Genomic DNA, 15,326 nt, shown 5'->3' with positions numbered 1-15,326 from the left:
TTAGTGTCTTGTTTCAGTAATTAGTCTGTATTGATAAAATTTATTGGCAAATTCAGTTATTTGTCGTGTAGCATGATAATTACTTGTTGCGCCTACCATCATACTCACAACCGGTATACCTGCAACTAATTTACGTTTAAACAATGATAAAACCGAAAGCTTTGCAATTTGCTTTAAGAAAAATTCTACACTTTTAATATCCACTAAGTCCTCATTGCCTGAATAAAAATAGTCCATACGATCTTCTGAATCAATTTCTCCTATTAATTCTTTCCATTGACTATATTGTAGATGCTTCGGCATTAATGCCGCATGGTATACCTTTAAAGATGTCATCATTTCATAAGGATTATTAATCTCATATCCATAACACATTGAGATCATTTGTATCGAACGTAAATTCAATATTGTCTGCAAGGGAAGATCAGCACCAATCAGGAGGATTCCTCCAGTTCCTGTCATACCTCCTTGTAAAAATGAGTATAGCCTGTGCTTGGAAGTTTGTAAATCCGCTAAATAATGAAGTTGATCAACAGAGAGAAAGTGCAAATCACTAATTTCTATTATGTTTTCATTTAAAGCTCTTGCAGATAAGATGATTTGTTTCTTCGCATCCTGCTGGATAAAAGAATTTTGTATAACAGAATGTAAATTAAACAGACTTGCATCTACTTTTTCATAAAATACCTTTTTTATTCGTTCTGGAATTTCATCCATTTTCCGGTCCAACCATCGGCTAAAAGTACGCTGAAAATCTGTTCGGTTATCATTTTGCAATTCATGTTCCCACGCTTTTATATCCTCTAAGATTTCCTTTTCACGTTCTAATTCAGTCATCCACATGTCTCCTTATTCAAAATCATAAAAGGTATTTTTTAGTGAATTAATTAGTTTTATCATAACATAAATCAGCTTTGTCATAGAAATGACATTGTTTATTTCCAATTATGAAGATTTTGTTACAGACTCACTATATTCGACAAGAAAAACAAGGAACAAAACCTGACAATCAACTAGAAAGAGCTGTTGTTCTGTCTTATCATGTTCTCAAGTTATCATTTGAAAGGGAGTGTTTTGTTATGAAGAAACAGTTTATCTTTACCATCGGATCTGATGAAATTGTGATTAAAGCAAACGGGATGATTGATGCCATTGCTCAAGTGAAAAAAGTCATTGTAGAAAGAGGAAATGAAAACAATAAACTAAAATTTGTAGGTGTAAAGTATTAATGTTCAAAAGAAAAAAATTAACTTTCTTTATATTTTTATAAATGGGCATGTGTTGGAACTATTTCCTCAATAAACATATGCCTTTTTTAGTTTTAAAAAAGACAACCGTAATGGTTGCCTTTTATCACGATTATTGAGCTAATCTTACAACATCACGTGCAATCATAACTTCTTCATTAGTAGGAATGACTAATACTTTTACAGGAGAATGCGGATAGCTAATATATGCTTCTTCCCCATGAACCATATTTAGTGCAGGATCCCAATAAATACCCATGAACTCTAGGCCTTTTAATACACGTGCACGAATATCATGACTGTTCTCACCAATTCCCGCAGTAAAGATAATAGCATCGACACCTGACATTCTTGCAGCATAAGATCCAATGTATTTATGAATTCTGCTAGCGAATATTTCTAAAGCTGTTTTCGCTCTTTCATTACCTTCTTCAGCTGCTTTGTGAATGTCACGCAAATCGCTTGATAAACCTGATATACCTAAAATACCACTTTTCTTATTTAAGATATCCAGTACTTCATCAGCTGATTTATTTGTTTTTTCCATAATGAATGGGATTAACGCAGGATCGATATTTCCTGAACGTGTTCCCATTGCAACACCTGCAAGTGGTGTAAAGCCCATAGAAGTATCTATTGATTTACCACCTTCAATAGCTGCGATACTTGCCCCATTACCAAGATGGCATGAGATTAAACGAAGATGCTCAATTGGTCTACCTAAGATTTCAGCAGCACGTTCGGATACATATTTATGAGAAGTACCATGGAAACCATATTTACGGATACCATATTTTTCGTAATATTCATAAGGTAAGCTATATAGGAATGATTGTTCCGGCATTGTTTGATGGAAAGCTGTGTCAAAAACAGCTACTGCATTAACATTTGGTAATACTTCTTTAAATGCTTTAATACCAACAATATTTGCAGGGTTATGAAGTGGTGCTAAATCAGATAACTCCTCAATCTTTTGAAGTGTTTCATCTGTGATTAAAGCAGAGTCATTAAACACTTCACCACCATGTACGACACGATGACCGATTCCATCAATTTCATCTAAGGATTTGATGATTCCCAAATCAGTTAATTTGGATAATAAAATTTTAACAGCAACAGCATGATCAGGAATGTCCGTTACTTCTGTTTGTTTTTCATCATTAACAGAAATGCTAAAAACAGAGTCGTTGATACCAATTCTTTCCACTAATCCTTTTGTTAGAACTTTTTCACTTGGCATGTCAAATAGTTGGAATTTTAGTGACGAACTACCTGCGTTGATTGCGATAATTTTACCCATTTAGTTTCGCTCCTTTTCATTTAAAACAACTGTCGTCAACAACAAAAATATATGTAAAACGATCAGTAAATTACAAAAATCATTGAGAGGGATTCTTGTTAGAATTATTCCGAGAAATTGTACCTCTAGTCTTTTTCTAAACATTCTTATTCTCTACAAAATGTCACTGATTATTATCTGCCTTTTCCATTTAAACACTGCCTTTTCGACATTTCAAGGACTTGATAAAATTGCAATCGGTTACAGAAAAAATTTGTATTATTCAATTAATTTGGCTAGTAAATTAAGTGGTGGTGCTATTTCTATATGAAGAAAAAGTATGCGGTTTCTTTCTCGTAAAAAAGAGACTCATTCAACATGAGCCTCATTTTTTATTCTTATTATCTTTAAACCATTGATCCAGTTGTTTCATGATTGAATTCATTGCATCTACATTCGAAAACTTTGGCAACTCTGCAAGTATTGCTTGTTTAGGCATTTTTGCTTCAGGACCTTTTTTCTGTAGAATTAAGATGCTTTTACCATGTCTCTCATCTTTAAATAGAGATAATGGCAATTTAATAAATCCTTGAATAATAGCTGCTTCTTTTAAGTACTTATTTAATTTAGGAGCTTCCTTTGTTTCAAATAAAGAATTTGGAACAATAAAGAAAAGATACCCGTCCTCTTTAATATGATCTATGCTTTGTTCCATAAATAAGTGATGGGAATACGAATGTCCTTCATCCGCCTTTAATTCGTATCTGCTCGCCTCTAGATCATTTGGATAATAACCGACAGGCAGATCACAAACTACTACATCTACAGGATCAATTAATAATCTTTCTAAACTGTCCTGATTATAAAAGTGTGTTGGATGCTCTTGGAGATTTGCATTGATATATGCTAATCTAATAAGTAAATCATCCACTTCAACACCATAGCTATTTGTATTTTCTATTGCTACATAATTTAAGATCGTTGTTAGTAAATTACCTGTTCCAACCGCAGGATCTAAAATGGAAAGAACGTTCCTTTCTCCAATGAATTTACTTACTAAATACCCTAAAAACAATCCTATTGTATCAGGGGTCATTTGATGATTTGGCTGTGCCCCTTCTTTTAAGCCTTTTAAAATAGCCAATTGATATGCCTTACGAATTTCTTCTTTATCAAATGTATGTAAAGAAACCGAATTATATTTTCTCTCCAGGCTCTTTACCGTTACTTCACTAAGGTTCTCTTGAAGTATTGTTCCTTGAAATAAATTTTCCCCTGTTTCAGCCAATGCTTCTATGTAACTAATTTGACATTCGGCAGCAAGTAAATCTGCTGTTTCATTTATAACCGTAAACAAATTTTCGATTTTCGATAGTGTTTTCATTCATTTACTCCTCCTAGCCTTTTCCCTCTTTCCATTCTAGACATACTTCATATTTTAGTCAAAATAAATGAAAACAATTCATTTGTGGCTAGACCCTAGAGAAAGTGTAAAATTGCGACGTCAACCTTCACGACTGCATTTGCACATCCTGTGCGATCTGAGACTAAGCGCTGGAGCTAGACACCTAAACAAAGTACAAAATTTTGTACTTACTTGCCAATAAAAAAAGGACTGCCCATATATATTGGACAGTCCTTTCACTACAGTTTATTGAGCTGTTTTTGCTGCTTCGATTGCTGCTTCATAGTTAGGATGATTTGTTGCTTCACTTACGTATTCAACAAACGTTACTTTATCATTTGAATCTACTACAAAGACCGAACGAGCAAGTAAACGTAATTCTTTGATAAGGACACCGTATGCTTCACCAAAAGATGCATCACGATGGTCTGATAATGTTTGAACATTTTCAAGCCCGTTTGATGCACACCATCTTTTTTGTGCAAATGGTAAGTCCATACTGATCGTTAATACTTCTACATTTGAAAGATTAGATGCATCTTCGTTAAAACGACGAGTTTGTGCATCACATACACCAGTATCGATAGATGGTACGACTGAGATAATGCGTACTTTCCCCTTTGAATTCTCTAATGTAACAGGAGATAAATCATTTGATAATACAGTAAAATCTGGTGCTTGATCGCCTACATTTACTTCTTTTCCAATCAATGTTACAGGGTTGTTTTTAAACGTAATTGAAGCCATACCGAAATTCCTCCCTTAAAATTATGTACAGAGTAAATATATCCTAGCTTTCCATATTTATCAATAAATATGATTATCTCTTCATATTCTTCTTCAGAAAAATAACTGCCTACTAGTAGGCAGTTAAATATCTAAATCTTGCTTGTTCGTTGAACCAGTATTTTCTAATGGATCACTCTTAGATGACTCATTATCTTTATTTTTCTTAAAGACACCTTGAATCTTTTCAACTGCTTGAGGAGCAGCTTCTAGTATTTTCTCATATAAATGAGTACTTTCATCTAGATGGAGCATTTTCACGCCATTTGATGAAACAATTAAAAAAGCAATTGGAGTAATTGAAACTCCTCCTCCACTTCCTCCGCCAAACGGAAGCTTGGGACCATTTTGCCCATTACTTCCTTCTGTACTTGTCGAATTAAATTCACTTCCACCAGCAGCAAATCCAAATCCTACTTTTGAAACAGTTAGAATAACACTACCATCTGGTGTTTCGACTGGATCGCCTACGATTGTATTAACATCAATCATTTGCTTAAGGTTTTCCATCGCAGTTTTCATTAATCCTTGAATTGGATGATCACTCATATTATGTATCCTCCTTTAGAATATCTAAACGGTCATGTTCACATACCTTTGAGAATTGTCGTCCATTCTTAATTTGCAAAAAATGAAAATGGCTTACTTTTTAAGTGAGGACGACCTCCCCGCCAATATTTTATGAACTGAATACCTGCGAAAATAGCTTGCCCGATTCTAAACTGAAACATACATTTGAGTTTTGTCCTAGAGCAAAAAATATTAAAAGCTGGTGATATCGTCATGATCGGGGCTGTTTGTAACTTCATATAGCTACTGATTAGTCCTACAACACCACCTTTAATAGACCAAGCAACCCCCGTAATCATACCGGTATGTGCAGCATCTCCTATTCCTATCTGTGAGTGCCACTCAAATTCCTTCACTTTTATTTTCTTTAAAAAACGACGAACTATTTTATGAAACCCTATAATATGTTGAAGTAGTTCTTTTACATCATGTAAAGCTCTCATTTCTTCTTCTGGTGTGATTTTATTTTCCGTTTCCTTTACTTTACGATTGGACTCTTCAGTCCCGGCTTTTTGTTCTTGTTTTATGATTAGATTGGCTTCATCATCGATCTTTACAAGAGGGATATTTATTGTATACCGAATGTATCGCCAAGCACGTAGTTTGATTTTCAAATGATCATCATTTCCTATATGTTGAAGATCAAGGATAATCGTTATTTTTGTGATGAAGATAAGAAAAAGAATAAAGAATAATATCATAAAAATTATTATGATCCAAAACAAATTCATCACATCCTTTCAATTTCTCATTATCACCTCTATAAAAACAAAATAAACCTGCTATTTTATATAGCAGGTTCTAAGAACAACATAATTGTATTTTCTATATTTCAGAAGGACTTGTGTTATAAATTGTTTCTTCTTTTACTGCTTTTGAAAAAACTTTTTCATGAATGACTTGTGTGTCTGCAAAAATGTCATGTAATGTTTGTTTTTTCGGCGTAAAGGCTGCGATAAGGAAGCCGATCCATATCATCTTAGATATATATCTTCCGACTAATTCTCTAAATATAATTGTACTCCAGTTTAGGCTCGTATCATTATTTGATACGACCCTCAATCCAAAGATCATTTTACCTAAAGTCTGATTCAGGAACTTTGTCATAAAGACAAAATAGGCAAAATAGGTAATAGCTGTTGCAATGGAAACTGGAGAGAAAATAAATGAATCGCTGGTATCTAAACCAATAAAACTGAATAAGGGATATATGATAATGCGATTTACGCTTCCTATTACAAGTAAATCTACTAGATATGCCCAAAAACGAATCCAAAACCCAGCAAGCATGTTTGGATAATGAACGATTGATTTCTTATCTACAGGCATCTGTTCAACAGATTCATTTTGCTCTGGACCTTCAAATGTACTGTCCACGTTTTAGTCCCCCTTATTCAGAATATAAATACATCAATCTAGGCGAATTTGAATTTGATAAAAGCTGAAGAAGAGTTGATAACTCGGCGTCTTCTTTAAATATTTTGCTTGCGCTCATAGAAAGGAAGCTCCCAAATCCTAAGGCTGACCTATATTGAACGACTTTCGCATCTTCCAACTTCAAATCCTTCTTCATTGCCGCCACAGTATCATCAAAATAACCTAATTCATCAACTAGTTTATTTTCCTTTGCTTGTCTTCCATCATAGATTCGTCCATCTGCAACCTTACGAACCTCTTCTTCGGATAATGAACGCCCTTGTGTAATAACATCTACAAAACCGTCATATGCGTTATTTACCATCGTTTGTAAGATTTTTCTCTCTTCTTCAGTCATGTCACGTGTAGGTGAGAAAATATCTTTGTATGGACCGCTTTTAATAGTTTCAAATTTAACACCATACTTTTCAGCTAGCTCACCATAATTAACAGATTGCATAATAACGCCAAGCGAGCCAGTTAATGTATCTGGTGCTGCAAAGATTTTATCGCCTGCAGTTGAAATATAATAACCACCTGAAGCTGCTTGTGTCCCCATGGAAACGTAAATCGGTTTTTTACTGGACTCTTTTAATTCTAAGAGTTTTTTATGTATTTCAGCACTTTCAACTACTCCACCGCCTGGTGAATTCACACGTAATATAATCCCTTTTATTGCATCGTCTTCACCTGCTGCTTCAACCATATCCAAGAATGTTTGGTGTTGATAGCCAGCGGTGCTAAAGAAAGATGTAACATCTTCACCTGTATCTTGAATAACTCCGTTAACATTCAGCACCAGGATTTTGTTAAATTCAGAGCCTTCCTCAATTACTTCTTCGGAGAAATCTGATCCGCTCGCAAATGCCTCTGAGAACATTTCACTTTGATTTAAAAACATCATTGTCGAGCTTATAATGATGGAAAATACAAATAAAACCCCAGCTATAGCAATTGCTCCCCACCGTTTACCATTCATCTTTTTTCTACCTCCCTAATCTTTGCTAGAATTTCAATATGTTTTATTCTAGCAGAATCAAACATTTAATCGTGCAAAAGTGGTAAACTAAACAACATAAAGTATTGTACCATCTTCCAGGAAAAAAGTGGAGGTATACATATATAAGGAGGATTCACTATGTCAGACCGTCGAAATGTTTATTTTTATTACAAAAAAGATGAAAGCACGATTGATAAAATTCAATCATTGATCAATTTCGCAAGAGAAAGAGATTTTCAAGTCGTAGAAGATCATAAAATTGCGAACATCATTGTCAGTATTGGCGGGGATGGTGCCTTTCTTCAATCTGTTAGAAAAACAAATTTCAGAGCAGATTGTTTATATGTAGGAATTGGTGTGGATGATACATTGAGTCTATATTGTGATTTCCATCTTGATGATCGGGAGAAAATGCTTCAAGCAATGAATGAATCTCAAATTGAAGTTAGAAGATATCCTGTTTTAGAAGTGAAAATTGACAATAACACTACATTCAAATGTTTAAATGAATGTTCCATCCGCTCAAGTATTATTAAAACGTTTGTTATTGATGTCTTTATTGATGATCTTCATTTCGAAACATTTAGGGGTGACGGGATGTTAATCTCTACACCAACCGGTAGTACTGCTTATAACAAATCAGTAAATGGAGCAGTGGTTGATCCTATGCTACCATGCTTACAAGTTAGTGAACTGGCATCTTTAAATAACAATTTATACCGTACCTTAGGTTCTTCTTTTATTTTGAGTGATAAACGAAAATTAACTCTTAAAGTTGTTCAGGATGGAAACGATTACCCGGTGATCGGTATTGATAACGAAGCACTTAGTATTCGTCATGTACAGCAGCTTGAATATAGTCTAAGTGAGCTCCCGATTAAAACAGTTAAGTTGAAGGATAACTCATTCTGGGAAAAAGTAAAAAGAACGTTTTTGTAAGTAAATTTGGAAGAAGGGGCCAGTTTTCACTGTCCCCTTTTATACATTATGTCACCATCAACAACGGTCATGACAACATTTGTATCTAGTAATTCTTCCGTATCTATTGCAAAAATATTTTGATCAAAAATGGTAAAATCAGCAGCATACCCCGGGAGTATCTTCCCTTGTTTATTTTCTTTGTGAACAGCATAGGCACTGCCTTTTGTATATAATTCTACCGCTTCAAAAACACTAAGCTTTTGATCTGGCATATAGGATTTCCCCGAGTTTTCGTAATCACTTTTCCTTGTCACTGCAGCGTAAATTCCGAGTATTGGATCAACAGGCTCAATAGGGGCATCAGAACCTCCTGCACAAGGAATCCCTGAGTCTATGAGAGTTTTCCATGCATAACAAGTTTTTAAATACTCTTTTCCAATCCGATCTATCACCCATGGAAAATCACTCCCAACAAAACGAGGTTGAATATCAAGTATAATAGGTAGTGATTTGGCTTTTTCGATCAATTCCTCTCTTAAAATTTGAGCATGAATAAGACGATCATGTTGACTATCACCAGGCGGATGCTTTTCAATTAATTCGAGAATCCATTCAAAAGCTAAATCACCGATTGCATGAACAGCAACTTCCATTTTAAATTTTCTTGCTTTTTTAATTAATTCCTCTAGATCTTCCTTTGGATGTATAGCCACCCCTGATGTTGATGGATCATCTTTATAAGGGAAGCTTAATAGGGCCGTTCTGCCCCCTAATGCTCCATCCGCAAAAATTTTCATCGCACCAAATTCTATAAATGGACCATGCTCTCTTTTTCTAAGATGAAATTCATCCACTACGTGATGATGAACTAATAAATGACTTCGAAACTTCAGTCCTTTTTTCACAACATTTTCGTATGCTTTTAAAGTATTTTCCAAACTACCATAATAAGAAAGATCTTCAGTATGTCCACCAACCAGACCTTTTTTATAACAATCTTTTATTGAGGTTTCTAGAGCATATTGAATTTCATCCAACGTTGGAAATGGCGCTATATTTAATATCATATCCTGAGCATTATCAAGTAAATAGCCTGTTGGATGATTATTCCCCTCTCTAACAATAACTCCTCCGGCAGGATCAATTGTTTCCTTGGAAATATTCGCGAGTTGTAAAGCTTTTGAATTGGCAAGTAGTGCATGCCGGCATATTCGTCTTAGCATAACAGGGTGATTTGGTGCTGCCTCGTCCAGTTCCGTTCTATGAAGAATTTTGTTTTCCTCTAATTGATGTTCATTCCAACCTTCTCCAATTATCCACCTACCCTCGGGTACTTCCCTGACTCTTTTCTTTATCATATTAAGCATTTCAGCAGAACTCTTTATTTTTGAAAAGTCCAATCTTAACAGCTTTTCCCCATGGCCAATTAAATGCATATGGCTATCAACTAATCCTGGTATCATCGTATTACCTTGTAGATTATGTTCATTTGTTATTTCTTTATGAAATGTCTCCCTGAGATATTCAGGGTTCCCAGTGGCTGCAATTTCACCTTCCTTGGTCAAAACAGCTTGTACCGTATCTCCTTCGTTTTCAAGTGTATATATTTTGCCTCCATACCATAATATGCCCACAGTCTATCCCTCCAAGGTCATACTCTATTCATAATAGTAGCATATTATTAACTTAAGGAACAAAAGCGCAAGCGCCTTGATCAGCCTAGGGCAAATAAGACGCAAGTGAATAGAAGGCGTTATTTGTCTTCATTTCACTTGCGGCTTATGACCTCGAGGGGCTAGGGGCTGGAGCTGGATGTCGAGCACTTCACAGTTCAAAGAATTTTATAGTTTCCTAAGCACATAAAAAAACCGAGAAAAGCCTCTCGGTTTAGTTTTTCTTATTATCCTTGTTTTAGCTGGAACTCTCTTTCTCTTAGAACAACCCGTCGAATTTTACCAGACGTCGTTTTCGGTAGATCTTCGACAAATTCTATTTCACGAGGATATTTATATGGGGCTGTTAGAGTCTTGACATGATCCTGCAGGGTTTTAGTCATTTCCTTTTGTTCAGATAAAGATGGATTTCTTAACACAACATAAGCCTTAACTATATTTCCTCTTACTTCATCAGGACTAGCAACTACTGCACATTCTTTTACATATGGATGCTTTACAAGCGCATCTTCCACTTCAAATGGTCCGATCGTGTATCCTGAACTAATAATAATATCATCACTTCTGCCTTCAAACCAGAAGTATCCGTCTTCATCCATTTTTGCACGATCTCCTGTTACATAATAATCCCCTCTAAATTGCATCGTTGTTCGTTCAAAGTCTTTATAGTACTCTTTGAATAGAGCTGGGGTATCACGATGCACAGCAATATCTCCAACTTCTCCAACCTTACAAATATTGCTTTCATCATCAATAATTTTCACATCATTTCCAGGTGTTGGTTTCCCCATAGAACCTGGTTTTATATCCATTCCTTTCATCACACCAACTAATAATGTATTTTCTGTTTGGCCATAACCGTCTCTAACTTGTACATTGAAATACTTCTCAAAAGTCTCAATTACCTCACGATTTAACGGCTCCCCCGCAGAAACGGCACTATGTAAAGTAGAAAGTGAATAATTCTCAAGGTTTTCAACCTTTGCCATTAAGCGATATTCAGTTGGAGTACAACATAAAACATTAACAGCGTAGTTATCAAGAAGTTGGAGATATTTTTCCGGATTAAATTTACCATGATAAATTAAACCTGTTGCTCCACTCCCAAGAACGGATAAAAAGGGACTCCACACCCACTTCTGCCAACCAGGTCCTGCAGTTGCCCAAACAACATCTTCCTCTTTAATACTTAGCCAGTTTTTAGCAGCCGTTCTTAAATGTGCAAAAGCCCAGCCATGTGTATGGACAACTCCTTTAGGATTTCCTGTAGTTCCTGAAGTATAGGAGATAAATGCCATGCTCGAGGATTCTGTTTTTACCATTTCCATATCTGTACTTTGCGTGTTTAACAGTTGTTCTAAAGAAATCCAATCCTGCTCAGATCCATGAATGACAAACTTTTTAATTGAATCATATTCTTTTATACCTTTAAACTCACCTGTATATAAACCATAGCTTACAATAGCTTTTACATCACCATGTGTTATACGATATTGTAAATCCTTTGTACGTAACATTTCAGAGCTGGGAATAACGACTAACCCTGCCTTTAAGGCTCCTAAATAAACGGCATATGCATCAATAACTCTAGGGATCACCACAAGAACTTTATCACCTTGCTTTAGCCCTTCGCTCACGAAAGCGTTTCCAATCTGATTTACTCTTTTCATTAGTGAATTATAGGTAATCTCACTTGTCTCACCTGATTCATTTTCCCATTTTAAAGCTACCTTTGTAACGTCTTTAGAATACTGTTCTATTTCTTCTACTAAATTATAAATGGTTGGTGCAAGAAGCTCTTCTCTTACCATACTTCCCCCTCCTTCTTGGATCATACATACATATTATACCTAATAAATATAACTTTTTAAATCTTATGAAAGAAAAGCATGCTAATATATACGCCCCTAGTATTACATTATGCAAAAAACAGACCTTATGAGGGTCTGTTTGTAAGTATTAACTCTGTTCATTTGCTTGTTTCGCGTTTTTCGGCTCATTTCTTCTTTTTCTTTCTTGTTTTCTACTTTTTTCTAATCTTTGTTGATGCTCTCTTTCACCGTCTTCTGCGATGTTTTCACGGTCATCTCTCGTCATATTATGTACCTCCCTTTACTCATTTGCGGTAGAGTTGGACACTTGAACAGGAAAAGAGTGGGGTTCCCCCCACCCTTAGTAGCCATGTTTATTCTATTATTTTTGGTAAGAACCGCTCATTTGTTGTTGAGCAAAAGAAACTAAACGTTTTGTGATTTCACCACCAACAGAACCGTTAGCGCGTGAAGTTGTTTCTGGTCCTAAGTTTACACCAAATTCAGAAGCAATTTCATACTTCATTTGGTCGATAGCTTGTGCAGCACCAGGTACAACTAGTTGGTTTGAGCTGTTTGAACCGCTGTTTTGTGCCATGTGTATCACCTCCTTGTGAGTATAGAATGTGTAAATACACATGGCTTCATTCATCTTTTTTTTGGTAATTCTTCACAAAATATCGTTTGTTTTCCATGCTCCTCTAGATAGCTGCAAATTTAAAATAAATCTTCAAATTCATCTTTTTGATTTTCTGATATAGTTAAAGTTTCAACATTATTCACCGCTTGTGAGACAAGCTCATCAAAGTCCACAAAACTTTCAAATCTCGATACTTTATCAACTTTCGGTTTTGTTTTTGGATTCGCTGGAGTAAAAATTGTACAGCAGTCCTCATATGGTCTTATTGAAATATCATGTGTATGAATTTCTTTGGCAATGTCAATGATTTCTGTTTTGTCCATTGTAATAAGCGGCCTTAAAATTGGTGTACTCGTCACATCATTAATTGCCACCATGCTTTCAAGGGTTTGACTTGCTACCTGCCCTAGACTTTCACCTGTTATAAGCGCTAACGCTTGCTGCTTTTGTCTGAGTTGGTCAGCAATCTTCACCATCATTCTACGAGTAGATGTCATTGTATAATTTTCCGGAACTTGTTCCTGAATTTTTTCTTGAATCATTGTAAAAGGAACGATATGAAGTTTAATTTTCCCACCATATGCCGTTAATTCTTTTGTTAGATCGATTACCTTTTGTTTTGCACGTTCACTCGTATACGGCGGACTGAAAAAATGAACAACTTCCAGTTCTACACCTCTTTTTAATGATAAATAGCCTGCAACCGGACTATCAATTCCACCTGATAATAACAGAATAGCCTTTCCACCTGAGCCAACAGGCAGTCCACCAGCACCTTTGAAATCATAGCAAGTAATATAAGTAGCCTCAGCACGAACTTCAACTCGGACATTTATATCCGGTTTTTTTACATCTACCGTTAAATTTTCAGTATGAATTAATATGTGACTTCCAATCTGATAATTAAGCTCATTTGTATCCAACGGAAATTGCTTATCAGCTCTTTTAGCCGTTACTTTAAACGTATCATTCGATTTATATATACTTTTCACAGCTTTTAACGCCATTTCTTTTATATCCGTTATTTCACTTTTACATTTAATAGCTAAACTAAACGATTGAATGCCGAATACAAGTTTAAGCTTCTCCACAATTTCTTCATGCTGCTCATTATTCAAATGAATATATAATCGATCTCTTGTACCTTCATAGGTTAAGCTAGGAAATTGATTGAGAACTTCTTTTATATTTTTTTTCAAACGATCAACAAACTTCTTTCTATTTCTTCCCTTAGTAGATATTTCCCCAAATCGAATTAATATGTGATCAAATTCCATTTTTCTACCTCATAACTTTCGTTAGTTTTTCTATTCCTTTTGTAAGTGTTGTCACAAAAGGATCAATAATGGCCTCATTGTGATCAAGTGATAAACTAATCCTAATTGCTGATTTAGCAATGTCTTCGCTCTTATTCATCGAAAGCAATGCCTGACTTATCTTTTTATTTCTTGATGAACAAGCTGATGTTGTTGATACAAATATATTGTTCTCTCCAAAAAAATGAATGAGAACTTCTGATTTTAATGCCGGTACTGAAAAATTCAAAATATGCGGTGCATAAAATTCCTCTGGAGTATTTACTTTAACACCATCTATTTTTGTTAATTCAGATCTTAATTTCTTATGTGTTTCAAATAGACATTCAATCTGTCGGTTTGCTTTATCCATAGACATCCTTAATGCTTTTGTCATTGATACAATTCCAGCTAAGCTTTCAGTACCTGATCTTAATTGTAGCTCTTGAGCCCCCCCAGAAAATAGGGGCACTAATTGAATCCCCTTTCGCACAAATAAAGCACCAGTACCATTTAGGCTATGAAATTTATGTCCTGAAATCGTACATAAATCAATGCCGGCTCCATAAAAATTCAAGGGCACCTTTGTTACACCCTGTACATAGTCAACATGGAAAATAGCATTTGAGTATTGCTTAATTATCTTTCCAATCTGTTCAATTGGTTGAATCATTCCTATTTCATTATGTACATGCATAACAGAAACAAGAATCGTATTTTCCTGTAAAGCTTCTTTCAACTCATCAACAGATACTCGTCCATTTTCATCTACCTCTAAATATGTTACCTGAAAACCATGAATGGCTTCTAATTGTTTAAACGCTTCTAAAACAGATGGATGTTCGATAACAGATGTGATTAAATGGTTGCCCTTGTGCTTATATGCGAATGCAGCACCCTTTATTGCTAGATTATTTCCCTCTGTTCCACCTGAAGTAAAAATGATCTCTTCGTCCAAAACATTTAATAAGCCCGCAACTTGTTTTCTTGATTGAACCAATAAAGCTTCAGCTTTACTCCCTAATCTATGGATTGAAGAAGGATTTGCAAAATAATCTTCTGTCACTTTCATGTAAGTTGAAAGGACATCTTTATAAGGTTTTGTTGTTGCACTGTTGTCTAGATACAACATGTTATTTCCTCCATAGCTATCTTTTATCAATGTGTAATCATATCATAATAGAGTGGGAAAGAAAAATAAATACGTAAGAAAAACGCAAGGCGCTAAGCATTCGGCGACAAGCATAAGCCTATGGCGCCTGGAGATAGGTACCAAAACGAAG

The 15,326-nt window shown here is 35.2% G+C and carries 16 protein-coding genes; 2 read left to right on the top strand and 14 right to left on the bottom strand.

What is annotated here, in order from left to right; all coding sequences use genetic code 11:
• A complete protein-coding gene (locus tag LC095_RS12835; RefSeq protein ID WP_226528523.1) occupies nucleotides 1–837 on the bottom strand; it encodes an EcsC family protein in 837 nt (278 codons plus the stop codon).
• A gap of 110 nt (nucleotides 838–947) precedes the next feature.
• Here LC095_RS12835 and LC095_RS12830 point away from each other — a divergent pair, with 110 nt between their 5' ends.
• Nucleotides 948–1,229, top strand: a complete 282-nt coding sequence (locus LC095_RS12830) for a hypothetical protein (RefSeq protein WP_226528522.1) — start codon at nucleotides 948–950, stop codon at nucleotides 1,227–1,229.
• Between the two features lie 130 nt (nucleotides 1,230–1,359).
• Here the strand turns inward: LC095_RS12830 and LC095_RS12825 are convergent, their stop codons facing one another.
• The 7 genes from LC095_RS12825 to sppA form a co-directional block, all read right to left on the bottom strand.
• On the bottom strand, nucleotides 1,360–2,547 hold the full coding sequence (locus LC095_RS12825; protein ID WP_226528521.1) for an acetate kinase: 1,188 nt from the start codon (nucleotides 2,545–2,547) through the stop codon (nucleotides 1,360–1,362).
• 364 nt (nucleotides 2,548–2,911) lie between these two features.
• The gene (locus tag LC095_RS12820) at nucleotides 2,912–3,910 is read right to left on the bottom strand and encodes a class I SAM-dependent methyltransferase (RefSeq protein WP_226528520.1); all 999 of its coding nucleotides are present in this window, start codon (nucleotides 3,908–3,910) and stop codon (nucleotides 2,912–2,914) included.
• A 267-nt stretch (nucleotides 3,911–4,177) separates the two neighbouring features.
• Entirely contained in the window at nucleotides 4,178–4,678 is a 501-nt protein-coding gene (gene tpx, locus LC095_RS12815; protein WP_226528519.1) for a thiol peroxidase, read from the bottom strand.
• A 123-nt stretch (nucleotides 4,679–4,801) separates the two neighbouring features.
• Nucleotides 4,802–5,266, bottom strand: a complete 465-nt coding sequence (ytfJ, locus tag LC095_RS12810) for a GerW family sporulation protein (RefSeq protein ID WP_078432337.1) — start codon at nucleotides 5,264–5,266, stop codon at nucleotides 4,802–4,804.
• 68 nt (nucleotides 5,267–5,334) lie between these two features.
• Nucleotides 5,335–5,988 (bottom strand): DUF2953 domain-containing protein, encoded by a 654-nt coding sequence (locus LC095_RS12805; RefSeq protein ID WP_226528518.1) that lies wholly within the window; start codon nucleotides 5,986–5,988, stop codon nucleotides 5,335–5,337.
• A 124-nt stretch (nucleotides 5,989–6,112) separates the two neighbouring features.
• Nucleotides 6,113–6,664, bottom strand: a complete 552-nt coding sequence (locus LC095_RS12800) for an RDD family protein (protein ID WP_226528517.1) — start codon at nucleotides 6,662–6,664, stop codon at nucleotides 6,113–6,115.
• A 13-nt stretch (nucleotides 6,665–6,677) separates the two neighbouring features.
• Nucleotides 6,678–7,682 (bottom strand): signal peptide peptidase SppA, encoded by a 1,005-nt coding sequence (gene sppA, locus LC095_RS12795; protein ID WP_226528516.1) that lies wholly within the window; start codon nucleotides 7,680–7,682, stop codon nucleotides 6,678–6,680.
• A 159-nt stretch (nucleotides 7,683–7,841) separates the two neighbouring features.
• Here sppA and LC095_RS12790 point away from each other — a divergent pair, with 159 nt between their 5' ends.
• Entirely contained in the window at nucleotides 7,842–8,642 is an 801-nt protein-coding gene (locus LC095_RS12790) for an NAD kinase (protein ID WP_226528515.1), read from the top strand.
• A 26-nt stretch (nucleotides 8,643–8,668) separates the two neighbouring features.
• Here the strand turns inward: LC095_RS12790 and LC095_RS12785 are convergent, their stop codons facing one another.
• The 6 genes from LC095_RS12785 to LC095_RS12760 form a co-directional block, all read right to left on the bottom strand.
• Nucleotides 8,669–10,258: an amidohydrolase gene (locus LC095_RS12785; protein WP_226528514.1), complete on the bottom strand. Its 1,590-nt coding sequence runs from the start codon at nucleotides 10,256–10,258 to the stop codon at nucleotides 8,669–8,671.
• 266 nt (nucleotides 10,259–10,524) lie between these two features.
• On the bottom strand, nucleotides 10,525–12,108 hold the full coding sequence (gene mbcS, locus LC095_RS12780) for an acyl-CoA synthetase MbcS (RefSeq protein WP_226528513.1): 1,584 nt from the start codon (nucleotides 12,106–12,108) through the stop codon (nucleotides 10,525–10,527).
• Between the two features lie 148 nt (nucleotides 12,109–12,256).
• A complete protein-coding gene (locus LC095_RS12775) occupies nucleotides 12,257–12,394 on the bottom strand; it encodes a hypothetical protein (RefSeq protein ID WP_226528512.1) in 138 nt (45 codons plus the stop codon).
• 96 nt (nucleotides 12,395–12,490) lie between these two features.
• The gene (locus LC095_RS12770) at nucleotides 12,491–12,706 is read right to left on the bottom strand and encodes an alpha/beta-type small acid-soluble spore protein (protein ID WP_226528511.1); all 216 of its coding nucleotides are present in this window, start codon (nucleotides 12,704–12,706) and stop codon (nucleotides 12,491–12,493) included.
• Nucleotides 12,707–12,825: 119 nt separating this feature from the next.
• Nucleotides 12,826–14,025: a tRNA uracil 4-sulfurtransferase ThiI gene (gene thiI / locus LC095_RS12765; protein WP_226528510.1), complete on the bottom strand. Its 1,200-nt coding sequence runs from the start codon at nucleotides 14,023–14,025 to the stop codon at nucleotides 12,826–12,828.
• 4 nt (nucleotides 14,026–14,029) lie between these two features.
• Nucleotides 14,030–15,175, bottom strand: coding sequence for a cysteine desulfurase family protein (locus LC095_RS12760; RefSeq protein ID WP_226528509.1), 1,146 nt, complete (start codon nucleotides 15,173–15,175; stop codon nucleotides 14,030–14,032).
• Between the last annotated feature and the right edge of the window lie 151 nt (nucleotides 15,176–15,326).

Source organism: Metabacillus niabensis (genome assembly GCF_020524345.1).
Classification (GTDB): domain Bacteria; phylum Bacillota; class Bacilli; order Bacillales; family Bacillaceae; genus Metabacillus; species Metabacillus niabensis_B.
Note: the sequence above shows the minus strand (reverse complement) of the source record. Positions and strands in the feature narration are given on the sequence as shown.